A 16,298-nucleotide genomic window follows, 5' to 3' on the forward strand; every position below is an offset into this window, starting at 1 on the left:
TTTATGCTTGTGTAAAATACAAAATGTGGTATGCTAACAGCATGGTATATTTATGTGAGGCACAGTAATGAATCAACATTTTAAGTTAACTAGTCAGGAGTTTTATGATAACGCTGACCTGCTTAAAGTATTAGAAATAAAAGCTGAGCAAGTTGTAGACAAGAATTATGAAGAGCTTAGCGCAACTTTGAAGAAGCAGCATAAGAAGTTAATTCTTGTAAATCATCCTGACAAAGGTGGAGACAAAGATAGATTTGATCGAATTTATAAAGCTTATCAAGAGCTAAAAAAATATATTGAGCCTTTAGAATTAGGAAATCCTTGTGTTAAAGTCAGTGTTGGCGCTGAAAGTGATGGACGTTTAACGGCAAGAGAGTTTCACTATAGGAAAAAGCTGTTCGATACACTAGGGATTGGTGAAGAAGCTATAGGTGGGGATTACGAAAAATTGAATTCTATAATTAGAAAAAAGCTTTATGGGGATTGTGCTAGAGATGATGTTGAGCAATTACGCTCTTATATTTCTCCTCTACAGAACAAAAAGGATCTAGTAGATGAGGATAAAAAACAGTTAGCATTGAAATTTATAGAGCGCAAAAATGCTCTATTGCTCGTACAAGTAATAAGTATTCTGCCTTTAACTATATTAACTACAATTACTATAGGTTGCTATTTTTCATGGTATATAATAGCATTTAATATCATTGATAATAAAGTCATTGGTTCATTAGCGAATCATTATAAGAAGAAGTATGAAAATTCAGAAATTTCTACTGATGAATTCATAAGTAAAATGAGCTATATCATGCTAGGCAGTAAGCTTCTTATCAACTATCCTTTAGCTGCTTTTTCTGTTTATCTACTTACAACAAATTTCATTGCTAATGGATTAACTGTTGGTGGAGCTATACTTGGTCCGCTATTGTTATTGGCAGTATTAATTGAAGCATTAGCTCCTATTTTCTCAAAAGGCTCTGAAATATATGCTGACAAGCATACAAAAGATTTACTAGAAGAGGATTCAAGAGATAGAGTACAAAAAGAAACTGATCTGTTAGGACGGTATGATCCACGAAAACTGTTAATGCCAATTATCATGCCTCTTGTTAGAAAGTGTTTTGCAGAAGTGGCAAGCGAGTTTGCTGAGAGGAATTTTAACACTAATATGTCTGATGTCAAGGCAGAGCAGCAATTTGAACCTCAAGGAGTTGGATTTACACAACAAACAGTGTAGTATAAGCTTTTAGCTCTATGCATGGACTCAAAAAAAGTAGAATTGATATTTGAGAAGTTTCAACAATCAAATCCTACACCAAAAATAGAGCTAAATTATACCAATCATTTTACGCTTCTGGTTGCAATAGTTTTGTCAGCACGGACAACCGATGTCAGCGTTAATAAAATTACAAAAAAGCTATCTAGTATCGCTGATACGCCAGAAAAAATGCTGAATCTTGGGCAAAGTGAGCTAAGAAAATGTATAAGCAGTATTGGTTTATATAATTCCAAAGCAAAAAACATAATCGGGCTCAGCAAAATATTGATTGAGAAGCACAATAGCAAAGTGCCTACTGATTTCGATGATTTGGTATCTTTACCAGGGGTTGGGAGAAAGAGCGCTAATGTGTTCTTAAATTCAGGGCTTGCTATTCCAACATTGGCAGTTGATACTCATGTTTTTAGAGTAAGCAATAGAGCTGGGCTTGTGAAAGAAAAAGATGTATTTAAAACAGAACAATCTCTTTTGAATGTTGTTCCAAAAAAATACCTACTTTATGCTCATCATTGGCTAGTTTTACACGGTAGATACATTTGCAAGGCACAAAAACCTTTGTGTGAAGCGTGCACAATTCATGATTTATGTGAGTTTGAATGCAAGAGGTATAAAGTCTAGCACACTACTCCGATATTCCTTACTTTTATCATCCAAGTAGCTGATCTCTATGATGGTGTCATCCGAGTAGCTGACACTGGAATCCAGAACAGGTAATAAGAAGTGCTGGAATGATATGGTGGAATGTCCTCTCCTTCTTGTTATTCAAGTAGCTGATACTGGATCCATTGTTCTTTATTTCTTGATTCCAGCGTCACGCGCTGGAATGACATAATGGAATGTCATACAAGTTGCCTCTTTGTTTCATTTAATACCAATTCCCGCTATACAAGCAACGAATAGACAATAATGGAAAAAAAGCCATACTGGAGTAAGTAAAATAGCGAGGTTTAGATGGCATTAAGATCAAAATTATTGGATGAAAAAGTGGTGGAATCAGCAAAAGAGATGCTGAAGAAAGTAAGAAATAATGCGTATGTTGCAAAAAAACTAAATGCTGTAATTGCAGCAAAAAAGCACAGTATAACAGCTGTAGCAAAAATATGTTGCATTTCGAGAAAGGCAATTACTACATGGATAAAGCACATAAAATTTGGAAGAGAAGAAAAATTATTTTCTCCACCTCAACGCCGTAGAAAAACTATATTGAACCAAAGTCAACTTGAACAAATTGAGGTGTGGATAGAGGAAAACCCCAATATTACTATTAGAGAAATGAGAATAAGAATCCAAGAAAGATTTGGTTTGAATATCAGCAAATCCACAATACATCGTAATATGCAAAGAATGAAATTCTCATATATCACACCAAGACCAGTTCATAGTGGACAGGATAAAAATAAGCAAGAGGAGTTTAAAAAAAAACCTCAATGAAACTATTGTCATGCATTCTGAAAAAGAGCTATTTTTCTTCGATGAATCACGGTTTGGTACACATTCAAAAGTTGGACATGGGTGGTTTAAAAAAGGCAGTAGGACACAGGTTAAGGTAAAATTAGGTAGGGAAAATTTTTATCTCTATAGTGCAGTTAATCCCAGAAATGGAGAGAATTTTAGCTTATTTGCACCAAACGTCAACACTGCTTGTATAAATATATTCCTTGAACAGATGTCGCAATATTTAGGAATACGAAAGGCTTTTCTCGTGATGGATTGCGCTAGTTGGCATAAGTCAAAAAGTTTAAAGATACCTAAAAATATCGAAATTATATACCTACCACCATACTCACCTGACCTCAATCCTGTTGAGAGGTTTTGGTTATATATAAAACAGAACATTTTGCGCAATAAAATCTACGATACAATTGTTCTGCTTGAGAGCGCTTTGTGTAATTTTATTACCTCTCTTTCCCCTTCCACGGTTAAACAACTCTGCAATGCTTCTTATTTGGTTCATTAATAATGAGAGTTGGTATAAGTAGCTGATTTTTATGATGATGTCATCCGAGTAGTCCTCTTCCAGTCATTCCAGTGCTATTCCTTTCTTGTCATCCCAACGCTATTCCTTGGTGTAACTTTCCCCACCAAAATATAACCTGGACCAACTCTTCTTGTCATCCCAGTGCGTGACACTGGGATCCAGCCTTTCTTATTGGATCCCCCAGACTGAGATGTTTATGCAAGAAATCCGCTGTAATCCAGTTTTACCTTATGATGATGTCATTCCGGTTTCCAGACATTGGTTCTTTATTTCTAGATTCCAGTGTCAGCTACTTGAATGACATTTTCAATGTTCGTACAGCTGTGCGTCACGCGCTGCTCTTTTAGTTATAAATATTAAGAAATTTACTAAATAAAAAAAGACAAAAGAACCCCCGTATAGCGAGTTTTAATAATTTAAATTGATAATGTACTAACAAGCGCGATTTGACTAAATGTAGAAAAAATAAAAAAAGACATGCAGCCGCTATAATTTTATGTAATTTGCCAATAAATACATGAGTTTTTTTACTGAATTTTGTCGTTGAGCCCAAAAACAAGGATAAATACTCTTATTATCATAATAAGGGAGTTGGCAAAATGTGTCAAGGGTTCTCTATTGACTGAAACTGTTACAACAGTTACGTGTTACCAAAAACCATTTAAGAAATCTGTTGTAATTTGTACGATATTTTTATAAAATAGTCCGCATAAATTATCTAGCAGTGCAACTAAACAAATACAAAAATCAAAGTGTTGCGGTTTTCGGTCTTGGTAAAACTGGTTTGTCTGTCATTAATGCTCTAACAAAGAGCAGTGCAAAAATATACGCATGGGATGATAATGAAGAGCAAATAGCAAATGCAAAAATAATATATAAAGAGTGTAATTTCATTCATCCCAATGAGCATAATTGGCATGAGATAAGCACACTAATTTTGAGCCCTGGGGTGCCAATAACAACGCATTGGATAGTAAAACTTGCAAGAAGCTTTGACTGCAAAATAAAATCAGACATTGAGCTATTTCTTGAAACTAAAACTACAAGCCAGAAGGTTGTCGGCATCACCGGAACAAATGGCAAATCAACCACCACGTCACTAATAGGGCACATATTAAAATCCACAGGCAAAAAAGTAGCTATTGGAGGGAATTTAGGTGTGCCTATTTTGGATTTAGAGAGAAACGCAGAAATTTATGTAATTGAATTTTCCTCTTTTCAATTGGAGCTAATAAATAAAATTAATGTAGACATTTCTGTATTGCTCAACATCACACCAGACCACATAGATAGACATGAAAGTATGAATAACTACATAGCAACTAAATTAAAACTGATAAACAGTAGCAAGATTGCCGTGATAGGATGTGATAACAAAATTACCGCTGATGTATTCAATAAATTCACTGGAAACAAAATTCCAATTTCAGTAACATATTCCCTGGTGCCATTCCAGCGCGTGACCAGAAAAGAAAAACCATTGCCAACTACTCAGATGGCAGAGGGTAGTGCAAGAGATCTAATATCATTGGCAGATAACAATTTGCTTGATTATAGTGAACAGATTACTGGTATAGATCAAAATTATCTGGATCCCAGTGTCAGCTACTTGGATGACAAAAGGGGCGCCGAGATCCAGGAGATCTCGCTAAAACTAGAGAATCACAACTTATCAATGAGTGATATGAAAGTAAACCTAGTATCCAATGTAGAAAATATAGTAGCTGCACACGCTGTGTGCAAGTTACTTGGAGTAGATAGCAGCACTATTGTCAATGAAATCAAATCCTTTCCAGGGCTAAGACACAGAAATGAATTTCTTGGCAAAATACATAATGTACTTTTTATCAACGATAGCAAAGCAACCAATGCAGAATCGACCGAAAAGGCAATTTTATCTTATAAAAACATATATTGGATTGTTGGCGGAAAAAGCAAAAAAGGCGGAATAGAATCATTAAGCAAGCATTTCACCAAGATTAGAAAAGCTTTTCTTATTGGAGAATCAACTGAAGTTTTTGCAAACATTATGGAGAACAAAATAGATTATATGAAGTGCTATAATCTAGAAAACGCATTTAAACTGGCTTTTGAAGAGGCCATAAATAGCAAAGAAGAAGTAGCGATATTACTTTCTCCTGCATGTTCTTCTTTTGATCAGTGGAAAAATTTTGAAGAGCGCGGTGAAGCATTTTGCAGAATGTTTGAAAATCTCAGGTATAATTATATGTGATGTTTAGTATAATATTGTATGGAACAAAAGTTAATAGTAGATGAGCTGATTAAGGTTATTCCATTTGAAGGAATAAGTGATGCAACCTTATTGAAAGTGTGCACGAACCTTAACCTAGCCAATAGTTTTTGTAAATTTCAAAATGGAATATATAGTGCTTTGGAGTACATAGCAGAGGACTTAAATAGCTCAATGGAAACTGAACTTTGGAATTCCAATTTAGAAGATATGAAGGTAAGAGAGCGGATAAAGTTAGCTGTCCAAATACGCCTTTCAAACTATGCTAAGTTACAAAATTACAGAGAGTTTTTAAAAAATGTTTTATCATTCTCTATATTACCCAAAAATACATATTTTTCTAGTAAACTCTTGTACAGAACTGTTAGCGCGATTTGGTATGGCATTCATGATCAATCAACAGATTTTAACTACTATACAAAAAGAGCAATATTAGCTGGAGTGTACTTAAGTACGATACTTTTTTTTATCAATGATTATTCAGAAGATTTTGCAGATACCCTGTCGTTTCTTGACAAACGTATCAACAATGTCATGACATTTCAAAAATTCAAAACTCGCTTAAAAGGAATCATAGGAAATTTCTTATAAGCTATTGATTGTTGGTAGAAAAGTACTTGAACACAATCCTGAAAAGGTTTGTGAAAATAAAAATGTTCATGCTGATCATAAAGAACATTTAGTTTATCGTGAGGATAATAATGGTATAACAAAATACAACAGTTACGAAGAAAAAGAAAATAAATTTATTGAAGAAGCGCATGAATATTTAATAGACTCTGAATTTAATAAAAATTTTGATCTAGGGCAGTACAGAATAAGTAATTTCTCCGGAAACTTGACGAAAATAGAACTGGAACTCATCAATGAAAAGTATATGAAAGTTCAAGTTAATAGAGAAAGAAAAATTATTCTCGCTATACCGTAGGTGCGTTCCAAAATTATACTGAAGTTTTTATTGCACTCAAAATCTTCGTTTTTCCTAATCTCTAGAATTATCAATGCATCATCACTTAACCAGCCTGAGCGAGCTAGTCCATTCAACGTTGATTCAACTAGATTGCTATTGTAAGGTGGGTCTATAAAAACTATATCGCACTTTGAAGTAGGCCTTGGTAATCCGTTAGCATTGCAACAAATTAACGTGATATCGTTCGTAATTCCAAAATCTTCTGCTGTTTTTTTAGGCAGTTGCAAATTGTAATAATCTGAATCTACCATAAATGCATGTTTAGCACCTCGAGAAAGCGCTTCAAATGAAAAAGAGGCACTTCCACAGAATAAATCAAGCACATTCAAGTTATCAATAGGTTTTCTTGAAGAAAGTGTACTAAATATTGCTTCTCGGACGATACTCATAGTTGGCCGTGCAGCTAAATGCTTGTCTGTGGTTATTTTTCTTCCACGATATTTGCCTGCAGTAACACGTAGCATATAGAATAAGCTCCAAATTAACTAATTATTTAATAATACACATTTAATGTCAACATGGCTTTAGTAGTCTAATAGAGAGAAAGTTGCTTGTGGAGAAGTGCAAGATCAATCGCCTTTCTTTGATTTATTTGCTATACTCACTGCACGACCAATCTCGTCTTGTAAATCATCATGGTTATTTTTTTCATCATGACTTAGCCCTTCAATTCTACTTTCTAACTCTAACTTAATTATAGTATTGATTTTCTCTATATTATCGAGGAAATTGTGACACTCTTCATCACTATATTCCTCACCAGATGCTTTTTTTTCTATAAATAGACTTTTGAACCCTATTAGATCAGAACTCTGATCGGCATTCAACACAATATTTCTCTCTATAAAACTAAGATCTGATAGTAACAAACTAACCTCTAATAGATCTTCACTTTCAATGTTTGCAAGATTATCAAGATCGTCTAAAATAGAGAACATCTTAAGCTCCTTCTGTGCAATTTCTTTGTCTTCTTTGTCAAATTCTGACGATAGCCCTTTATCATCTATAAGTCTCTCATTCAGAGCTTTATTTAACTTTGAAAGACTAACATCACCTTGCTTAGTGCTATCTAGTAACAAATCTACCCTCGCTCTGCGCGCATTTAAAACATCATTGTAATCGTTTAACTTGATATTACCATCTTCGTCTTGCTGAAGACCATAATAACTTAGCCCTTTGAAATTACGATTCTTCATCATTCTCTATGTTCTCATTCCTTTCATTATCTTGACGCTCTCTATCTTCTCCGGCACGTATAGCTTCTGTAGTGTTTTTTAGGGTTTCTGGTTCCGTACCTAATTTTCGATTTGATTGATTAGGCTTATTTTCTTTTGATGATTCATCTTCTTCTGGTTCTCTCTTGCGGCCAATAGTGTAGTCATGAAGCTTCTCAAGAAATTCCCGTCTATATGTTTTTGCTCTATAGAGTAGATTATGCTGGTAACCATCCTTTTCTCCTGTAGCAGGGTTAATTCCTATAGAGTCGAGACCATGTTCCCAAGTAAACTTCATAGCATCTTCTATTGTATAGCCCAAATGTGATCCTACATATCCTTTATAATATTCTAAATATTTATCAATTCTTCTACGTGCAATATCTTCTTTATCAATTCCAAACGCCCTGTAGATTTTTTCCTCAAGCTTATCAACATCATTTTTAGGTAATGTTGCAAATTTTGTTGCTTCAATAGTAGCACCTACAAGCTTACGTGGCACATTAATAGCATATTTCAGCACACCCCCAACTCCTGGTATTCTACCTAGCAAATTAGCTGTACCTCCAGCTAATCTGTCCGGTACATGAGTAGCCCAATTACCTAAAGACTCTAGCCCTCCACCAATTTTATCTTGCATCTGTTGTTTTAATCCCTGCATTAAACCAGTCACAGGTGATGATTGATACATACTAGATATATTGTAAACACCAAACCCACCACCGGCAATGCTTGAGCCCATCTGTTGTACAAACTCCTTCAAAGAAAACATCAAAAACGAAAGCAAGAACAATACAAAGATCTCTCCTGCGTTGATTAAATAACCTCTCTGTATGTCTTGCACCCTTTGGTAATCACTATTTTCTTTATAATTTTTGCAATCCTCACAATCTTTACATTTCTTACAGTATTCACTGTTGGGATCCTTATATAAATCATGAAGTTTCAGTATTCTACAACCTTGTTTTTTTATCGCACTCCGCACTAAAGATCTTATTTCATTAATTATTTCCCTATAACTATTGCATTTATTTATATCTTGACAGTAGCGTTTTATTATTTCACTAACATCACCTATCCTTTTCTCTATATTGTTGATCAGTAATATAATGTCAGCCCTCTCTGATGCATGAGATAAACTATTTGTTAAGCGTACTAGATCTTTTGCACTACAGCCATTACTAACTATCATATCACTTTCCGCAATATAGTGGTCTGCTGGATTATCTTTAGTTCCAGGAATTGGATTAAAGAAAGGATAATCTATATAACGAAAACCTTTATTAATGTAATCTGGTGGAAGAGGGATATATCCAGTGCCACCAGTAAACTTTACTGTACCACCTATTCTGCTTAGTTTTTCTATACCTTCTATATTCTTATCTACGTTCAATGGAGAAGCCTCTCCAATAGCATAAGGTACAAAAATTTGCCCTGGAGTCCAGCTAAAGTATTCTTTATCAATTATACAAAAACCACCAAATACCCATCTTGGAGCACATAACTTTATTTCAAGCCATTTATTATAGCACACAGTAAAGCCTAACTGTTTATAAAAGGTATTCATTATCATCGCAGCAAGTAATGACAGCAGGGTAAATATCATAATTGATTGCAAACAGAAACTAATACAGAATTTTATCCAACCCTCAAATAGACTTTTCAGTGGTGAAAATAAAATAGAGATTAGGAATAGCGGCATTATAGCTACAAGAAAAGCTATACCCATAAAACCAGAAAGGAATATTATGTAAGCATACATACACAGCAGGAAATATAAGACAATCCCTATAAAAATTGCCGGTATCATAAGGAGACTTGCCCACATTTGATAATGTAAAAATGCTGCAAACTTTTTCCAAACAGAGTAAGCAAAAAACTTATTAAACATATCCTCCATGAAGCTAAACAATTTAGCTTCATTTCCTTGAGCAACGTTTGAATTACCTCCGGTGTTCATGTTGGGAGCAAAATTAGTAACTATGCTTATCAATTGTTCAAGACCTTTGACAAATAAAACAAGAAAATGATCATAGAAAAATCTAAAACTTCCAGGAGATATAAGCACTATTACTAGAGTGATTTTCATCATTCTGATGAGCATATCATGCTTAGTTTCTCTTATCATTCCAAAAAGATAAAGAAGCGATGAAATCACTATAAATAGAACAAGCAAGGAAAGAACAAAATTGTGAAAGCTCGTACTTCTTTCAGCTATATTTTGAAACATAGCTTGTGCAGATGCAGGATCATTGCTATCAAAATGCTTTTTACAATTTTCGTTAATCAATAATACACATTTTAGATAGTTATAAACGTAATCAAAAAATCCAAAGGTACTTGGTTTCTGCACTCCGCTCAAAAATTCAAAAGAGTAGCCACCTGCATTATCTAGATAATATCTATCTAATATCTTTACATATATTTTCCATCCTTTTTCTAACCTCACCGTATTACAATTCCTGTCCTGTAATGTGGTGTTATCTCTGTCTAAAGTAAAAAGCCCACTTCCATCTTCCGCTACGGAATTGTAACCTAGATGTACAGTAGGAGACTCAGGGTTACGCATGGATTTTAAATTTTCGTTAGGACTAGAATCGCTAGGCCTTTTAAATAAAAGATAAGCACCATGGCCGTTAGTAAACCAACATGGAGCACCGCGTTTTTCTCTGTTATCATCTTCACTAATACACTTGCAATTTACAGTACAACTTGCATTAGGACTACTTGAAATTTTTTGTGTACTAGATTCGTAATCATTACAAATTAAGCAAAAGTCAGGCAAACTATTATCGCCTTGTTTACCTTCAAACTTAGTCGCATATTTTAGCTGTTCCAAGCTTTGCAAATTATAACTACCTTTAGATTCTTTATTATTATTACTCCAAGACGTCCATGCACCATTTACTCGTACTACTAAACTATCTCCATTGGTTTCAAATCCAGTATCTTTCCACTTCACCACTTGATTAGGGTGAAAACCATAATTGATTTCTCCGGTTTCAGGATCAATAGGTTCTCCACTTTCACCTTCTGGAAAAAACGCATCATGACCGATTGGAAAATGAGCACCAATTGCAATAGGTTCAGGACCAAAATAATCAGCAGATATACATCTTGGAAAAGGCATATCATTCTTACCACAACCTGTAACCAGAACACAGATTACCAAAATTAATAACCTAAACCAACATTTGCCTAAGCGTGATTGCATACCTAAACTTTTTCCAATACAGAATAAATTTCTAAAACCTTACTTCAAATATCTTTTTAATTAGTTACTCCATATATCTCATCAATCTTCCTTGACTTATCCTTTTGTTTTATCAGAATCCTTTTGCTTATCTGGCTGGCTTAGTGTTTCAGATTTGCTCGTTTTTTCGCCAGAACTCCCTTTCTCATCTGCTTGCTTTGGTGTATCAGGCAATTTAGCTTCAATTTTGCTACGATCTTTACTCATTCCCTGCTTGATGTTATGTATCATATTTTGGGTTCTATCATCAAGGCCAACAGTTGACAGCATAGCTTGTGATGCGCTCCTAGAAATATGACTAACACTTTGGGCAACTCCATAACCAGAGCTGAACAACGCCTGCGCCATAGTTTCTGATATAGAAACAAAAGCTTCCATTGCACTAGCAATGATGAGATATATAAATGCCTGGATTAGATCTATAGGTAATGCTGCAAAGTGCCCACCAGCCCTTTCTCCAGTACTGAGCGCAACATCAACACTAGTACCAGGACTATACCCAAGAGGTAATATTGATTTCATAAGACACAGATCATACGATAAAAAATTTACACTAATTAAGCATTGATAGCATGCAGAAAAATTTGTGAGGTTGTATAGAACTGAATACATTAACTGGTTTAAAAGAGACAAGGATGAAAATAAAATGACTGGTTGCAATGAAACATGAGCCAGCGTTTTTATCCAATTATCAAATAATGTTTTAGTTTGTTGAAATAGAATAAATACGATAAATAAAGGTGCTAATGACAATAAAAATGCCACTAAAACAGTAGATATTACATACTTAAACGTAGCACTAATAATGCATCTTAAAAACACAAAAGTAGCATAAAGTATTGCCAAAAATGCAATAAAGCCAAAAGGTCCTGATAGCATTAAAGACAAAAATTTCAGCCATGTTTCTCCTGTAAATAATACTCCCGCTGTTAAATCTAAGAATGCAAATTTTTTACCTCCTTCTCCTATATAGCCAGAAAAACTATCAACTAAATAAATGCTACCATCAACAAAAAGCCCAGACAAAGTTGTACCAAAGAATTCCCAACTTCTATCACTAAAAGCAAAAGCTATAAATGCTATTTTGAATATTCTTATAATAAAATCGAATTTACTTAATTGTATTGTTCCAAGCATATAGCCAACAACAGTAAATATAACGTATAGAATAAGCAAAGCTCTTACTCCTTGTAGAAGGCCTCTTGCATATCCTTTGTATAAATCTTCAACACTACCTACAATTCCTGTTTCGCATTTTTTTCCTGCTGTCTCAGTACATGAGGAGCATTTTTCTCTTGCTGTTGTATCACATGAGGGGCATTCTCTTCCTGTTGCAATACAAAAGATATTTCTTATAGTTGATGAAATAAAATCGTTTATTTTTCTTTTTAAAAATAAATTTACTGTGTATTTGTTATCTTCATAATATTTGCCTTCTTTGTCCGTAATATCATCTTTCTCTACATTGTGCACATTAATACCAAAATATACCTTCTTAGATTCTTTATCCCCCAAATGACTTCCATCTATTATGTAATATTTTATGCTATCTTCTTTAACTTTAATTAAATCTCTTACTCTTTTAAAATTATTAGTGTCAGCAGGTCTATTTTTAGGCAGCTCATCACCTAGATACACATACAACTTTCTGCCGTCAGTGAATTTGCACGATCTAGTCACTTCAACATGATATCCACCTCTATAAAGTTGGTAGTTGCCATTACTTGCTATAGCAAGCATCACACTACTACCAGGTGTTATACCTTTTATTTTATAATCATGATTTAATCTCAGAGAGTAATCTTCAAATTTATAATTAATCTGTGAACATACATTATCTCCTTTCGCACCTTTCTCATTTGGAAAACATTGAATACCTTTAGCAGTATCCTGATCATCAAAATCGCCAATTTTTGCAACAAGAGCTTCGGCCCAGGAGATATCTTCAGTTTCTTCTTCAATGTTTGATATAAAATCAGTGCTATCTTTATTTTCTTCAATCTTTTTAAGTTTATCTTCAACTCCTTTAAGATGAGAATACATATCACATTTGTTGTTCTTATCATAATTTTTGTACCTTACAGAAGAAACACAATTTCCATTAAAATCCATACCTTGTTTGGCATAACATATCTTCTGATAGTAACAATTAAGCTCATAAGAACTGTACTTGTTCAGCTCATTAAAATCACACCTTTTCCCATTACATAATTCATTCAGTCCTATTTTAGTTCGTCGTATATCTAACAACGCACCATTCATCCATGGACTTTCATCTTTAATATAATCCTTATTAAAATGTACTTTATTATCGTATGGAGTGTAGCCGTTACCAACTAACACTTTTCTTTTCTTCATTTTTTCTTTGCTAAGCGACGGAAATTCTACTTTAGTCCTTTTACCACTTTCTCCACAAAAGAACTCTCCTCCGTTTATCATGTCTTTTATTGTAGCTTTGTCTTTTTCATCCCCTTCTTCAGTTCTATAGCAATTATCATCAAAACTGATACCTTTTCCTTGTGGATTGTCATAATCAATCGTTATCTCTCTGGGAATTAAGCTAAAGCTTAACTTATCACCAGGATTTACTTTAATTCCAGTATCTACATAACGTCTATTGCCACCAAATCCTTTACTATTACAAAATTCATTTTCATTAATGCCATAATTGTTAGGTACACTACTAATGTTCTTAGCACTTTCATAATCTGGCTCTGAATCATCAGTACAAAATACAGCAGGCACAACTACTTTCTTTGGATTCTTCTTTTCTTTAAGAGGACAAAAATTTACTGACCCACCAAGAGTAAATTTGATTTTCTCATCCTTGCTAATTACTTGACCAGAATCAACCCAATGAATTTTAACTCCTTCGCCAGCTTCACGAACTGGAACATCTATACTGACACTAGTATTTCTGCTCTGCAACCTAGGTTCAATACAATCCATTGTACAGCCAGTAATTACAAGACATAGTATCAATAATAATGATCTTCTGCTCATCATTGATTTCCTGTGTTTGTCGGTATTTTAGGTGCTGATCTTTGAGCTGATTGTGGTATTTGAGGTCTTCGACTTGGTGTACCAGATTGCTGACCTGCTCTTCTTTGAATACTTTGTTCATCTAAACCTACTGTTCCCATTAAGCTTTGCTGATATTGCCTTCCTGGTTCGTTTGCTACATAAACACCAAACAACGAATCAGATATTGTTGAAGATGCCTCAACTAAAGCTTTCATGGCATGTCCCAAAATCACAAAAGCCATCATAGCTGTGATGTTAGGTGCATGTTTGGAAGCATAACCATAAAGAATACAAGGATTAAAAATCTTTAAGTTAAGATTAAGTATACATGTAGGGCAGACCTCAAAATTAAAGACCGAATACACAATATAATCCATAACCTGGCTTATTAATGATATAAAAATTAAAAGCACTACCGGATGAATTGCAAATCTTGCTAAATTTTTGACCCAATTGTGAAACAGCTGTCTAGTATATCCAAATAGAAGGCAAATAATAAAAAGAGGCGCCAAGGAAAGCAATAATGCAACTATTGCTATAGATGTGATAAAAGAAAATAAGGCATTAAAAATTGATAAGCTTACTGTTATCAAACCCCAAATCACCAAGCAAAATGACACAATACCCAAAGGACCGGAGAATATAAGGGATACTATTAATAACACTGAGTGTGCTGATAAAAATCTATTGAGTGGTAAATCAAGAAACTCAAAAACATTTGATGTTGTACCTCTGAAATTTGCTATTTCTATTAACTGTTTTGGAGCATTAACAAAAATAGAAAATGCATTTTTATAAAAAAAGTTCCAGCTATTATCCTTCAATAGCTGGGTAATGATTCCTATCTTTACACATATAATTAAAAACTCATATATAGAAACATGAGTTAAACCAAAAAAGTAATAAAGGGTATATAAGACTATATACAATACTAGTAGCGATATTATCGTAGATCTAATGGTATTTGTTCTGTTTGATTTTATAAAACTTTCGTAAAGAGACCTCACAGGGCTATTATCAGAGTGAGTCGCATTAGTGTCTTTGTAGCTAGAGCCAAAAAATGCAGTTTTCACTTTTTCATCAAAGAAATTATATATCGCACTAAAAGTTCTTACAGGTGGCTCTTTAGTTGTAAGGTTAATGCTAAACTGACCTTCATTTTTCTTATAATCACAGCCATGATCTCTTATTCCGTAATATATAGTGCCACTCTTGTCCTTTAGCTTTTCTTTTAAGCCTTCCATATATTGAGTATTATAAACTTTGCTAATGTCTACAGGTATATCTTCCTGAGTTTCACCAGGGTTGTGCTCGGGAAATTTGTCAGAAACACTTATATATAAGCTTTTTTCTAAATTAGGGATTCTTGTTACTCTTATGTTAAAACCACCTTTACCGTTACTATTACCTAACTCGAAAGTTAATTTTGGTACTGGATGGTCATTATTTATCTTATGATCACAATTAGTACATATACCGCCTCCTGAAATATGTTCAAAACTTTCATCACTCATGCTAATCCTTAAAAGTGTAATGTCAGTTTTTACCTGTTTTTCTTTTAGTATTTTACTAATATCTTCAATATTGACAGACCTAGATATCTCATCTTCTATACTATTGTATTCAATATACGCGCAATCTTTGTTTCCGCTGCCAGAAGAAAATTTACATATACGTCCACAGAGTAAATTTAAAATGCGCGTATCTATCTTACTTGCACTGCTCTCTGAAAGCTTGCTACAGTCTACATTTTCCCCTTGTTGTTTTATAGAGTTGATGACATTTTTAATTTCCTCTCTTTCACTTTGATCTAATTCTGAAGACCAATACTCTTTTCCATTTAACCATTGTGCATTGCCTATTTCATATTTATTAGGACATATTCCACCTTGACAATCCTCGTGGTTTAAAATATGTGAAAAATACTCCTTTTCCTCTTCACCACAATTCTCGTTAATTTTCTTATAGGTGATCATGCCATTATTATTTTCACACATTTTACTTCCAACAACACTAAAGCTTAGTGTATTTCCCTTTCTCAGCGCAAACGGCAACAGCACAGGATTTTCTCCAGGTCGAATTGCAAAATCTTTATACTGTGAACAAAAATTAACCTCGTCAGGTACTATATTAATCTCTGTTACTTTTGTTTTATCTGAGATATAGATACCAGAATCAACCCATTTCTGCTCTGTTGACACTATATCCAATTTCTCACGCAAACCTGATAAATCTTCTGGCTTAATACACCCACACCCAGATAATAAAAAGAGTATCACAAAATTTATGCATAGCTTACCCAAGTTTTGGTTGCTCAAATGTTCAAACATCT

The 16,298-nt window shown here is 34.0% G+C and carries 11 protein-coding genes; 6 read left to right on the forward strand and 5 right to left on the reverse strand.

What is annotated here, in order from left to right:
• Positions 1 to 67: 67 nt before the first annotated feature.
• From ABWU62_RS07500 to ABWU62_RS07525, 6 genes are all read left to right on the forward strand, one after another.
• A complete protein-coding gene (locus ABWU62_RS07500) occupies positions 68 to 1,234 on the forward strand; it encodes a molecular chaperone DnaJ (RefSeq protein ID WP_353288008.1) in 1,167 nt (388 codons plus the stop codon).
• Between the two features lie 21 nt (positions 1,235 to 1,255).
• Positions 1,256 to 1,894: an endonuclease III gene (gene nth, locus ABWU62_RS07505; RefSeq protein ID WP_353288009.1), complete on the forward strand. Its 639-nt coding sequence runs from the start codon at positions 1,256 to 1,258 to the stop codon at positions 1,892 to 1,894.
• 333 nt (positions 1,895 to 2,227) lie between these two features.
• A protein-coding gene (locus ABWU62_RS07510; RefSeq protein WP_353287306.1) for an IS630 family transposase occupies positions 2,228 to 3,233 on the forward strand; the annotation gives its coding sequence in 2 pieces (ribosomal slippage) (positions 2,228 to 2,689 and positions 2,691 to 3,233; 1,005 coding nt in all).
• A gap of 721 nt (positions 3,234 to 3,954) precedes the next feature.
• On the forward strand, positions 3,955 to 5,487 hold the full coding sequence (locus ABWU62_RS07515; protein ID WP_353288195.1) for a Mur ligase family protein: 1,533 nt from the start codon (positions 3,955 to 3,957) through the stop codon (positions 5,485 to 5,487).
• 18 nt (positions 5,488 to 5,505) lie between these two features.
• Positions 5,506 to 6,096, forward strand: a complete 591-nt coding sequence (locus ABWU62_RS07520) for a COQ9 family protein (RefSeq protein ID WP_353288010.1) — start codon at positions 5,506 to 5,508, stop codon at positions 6,094 to 6,096.
• 4 nt (positions 6,097 to 6,100) lie between these two features.
• Entirely contained in the window at positions 6,101 to 6,433 is a 333-nt protein-coding gene (locus ABWU62_RS07525) for a hypothetical protein (RefSeq protein ID WP_353288011.1), read from the forward strand.
• Here the strand turns inward: ABWU62_RS07525 and rsmD are convergent.
• From rsmD to ABWU62_RS07550, 5 genes are all read right to left on the reverse strand, one after another.
• On the reverse strand, positions 6,391 to 6,939 hold the full coding sequence (gene rsmD, locus ABWU62_RS07530; RefSeq protein WP_353288012.1) for a 16S rRNA (guanine(966)-N(2))-methyltransferase RsmD: 549 nt from the start codon (positions 6,937 to 6,939) through the stop codon (positions 6,391 to 6,393). The genes ABWU62_RS07525 and rsmD overlap by 43 nt on opposite strands.
• Positions 6,940 to 7,044: 105 nt before the next feature.
• Positions 7,045 to 7,674 carry a hypothetical protein gene (locus tag ABWU62_RS07535; RefSeq protein ID WP_353288013.1) on the reverse strand — a complete coding sequence of 210 codons (630 nt, stop codon included), beginning with the start codon at positions 7,672 to 7,674 and terminating at the stop codon, positions 7,045 to 7,047.
• Positions 7,658 to 10,903, reverse strand: a complete 3,246-nt coding sequence (locus ABWU62_RS07540; protein ID WP_353288014.1) for a type IV secretion system protein — start codon at positions 10,901 to 10,903, stop codon at positions 7,658 to 7,660. The genes ABWU62_RS07535 and ABWU62_RS07540 overlap by 17 nt, the downstream gene beginning before the upstream one ends.
• Before the next feature lie 96 nt (positions 10,904 to 10,999).
• Positions 11,000 to 13,948 carry a type IV secretion system protein gene (locus ABWU62_RS07545; RefSeq protein ID WP_353288015.1) on the reverse strand — a complete coding sequence of 983 codons (2,949 nt, stop codon included), beginning with the start codon at positions 13,946 to 13,948 and terminating at the stop codon, positions 11,000 to 11,002.
• Complete coding sequence (locus ABWU62_RS07550) at positions 13,945 to 16,296, reverse strand: type IV secretion system protein (protein ID WP_353288016.1); 2,352 nt, start codon at positions 16,294 to 16,296, stop codon at positions 13,945 to 13,947. Before ABWU62_RS07550 ends, ABWU62_RS07545 begins: the two co-directional genes overlap by 4 nt.
• Positions 16,297 to 16,298 lie beyond the last annotated feature (2 nt).

It is taken from the genome of Wolbachia endosymbiont (group B) of Gerris lacustris (assembly GCF_964028355.1).
Classification (GTDB): Bacteria; Pseudomonadota; Alphaproteobacteria; order Rickettsiales; family Anaplasmataceae; genus Wolbachia.

Bases quoted from the DNA above. Each gene is read 5' to 3' on its own strand.
- rsmD (WP_353288012.1), bottom strand. From the start codon at position 6,939: ATGCTACGTGTTACTGCAGGCAAATATCGTGGAAGAAAAATAACCACA.
- nth (WP_353288009.1), top strand. From the start codon at position 1,256: ATGGACTCAAAAAAAGTAGAATTGATATTTGAGAAGTTTCAACAATCA.
- ABWU62_RS07540 (WP_353288014.1), bottom strand. From the start codon at position 10,903: ATGCAATCACGCTTAGGCAAATGTTGGTTTAGGTTATTAATTTTGGTA.
- ABWU62_RS07550 (WP_353288016.1), bottom strand. From the start codon at position 16,296: ATGTTTGAACATTTGAGCAACCAAAACTTGGGTAAGCTATGCATAAAT.
- ABWU62_RS07535 (WP_353288013.1), bottom strand. From the start codon at position 7,674: ATGATGAAGAATCGTAATTTCAAAGGGCTAAGTTATTATGGTCTTCAG.
- ABWU62_RS07500 (WP_353288008.1), top strand. From the start codon at position 68: ATGAATCAACATTTTAAGTTAACTAGTCAGGAGTTTTATGATAACGCT.
- ABWU62_RS07545 (WP_353288015.1), bottom strand. From the start codon at position 13,948: ATGATGAGCAGAAGATCATTATTATTGATACTATGTCTTGTAATTACT.
- ABWU62_RS07520 (WP_353288010.1), top strand. From the start codon at position 5,506: ATGGAACAAAAGTTAATAGTAGATGAGCTGATTAAGGTTATTCCATTT.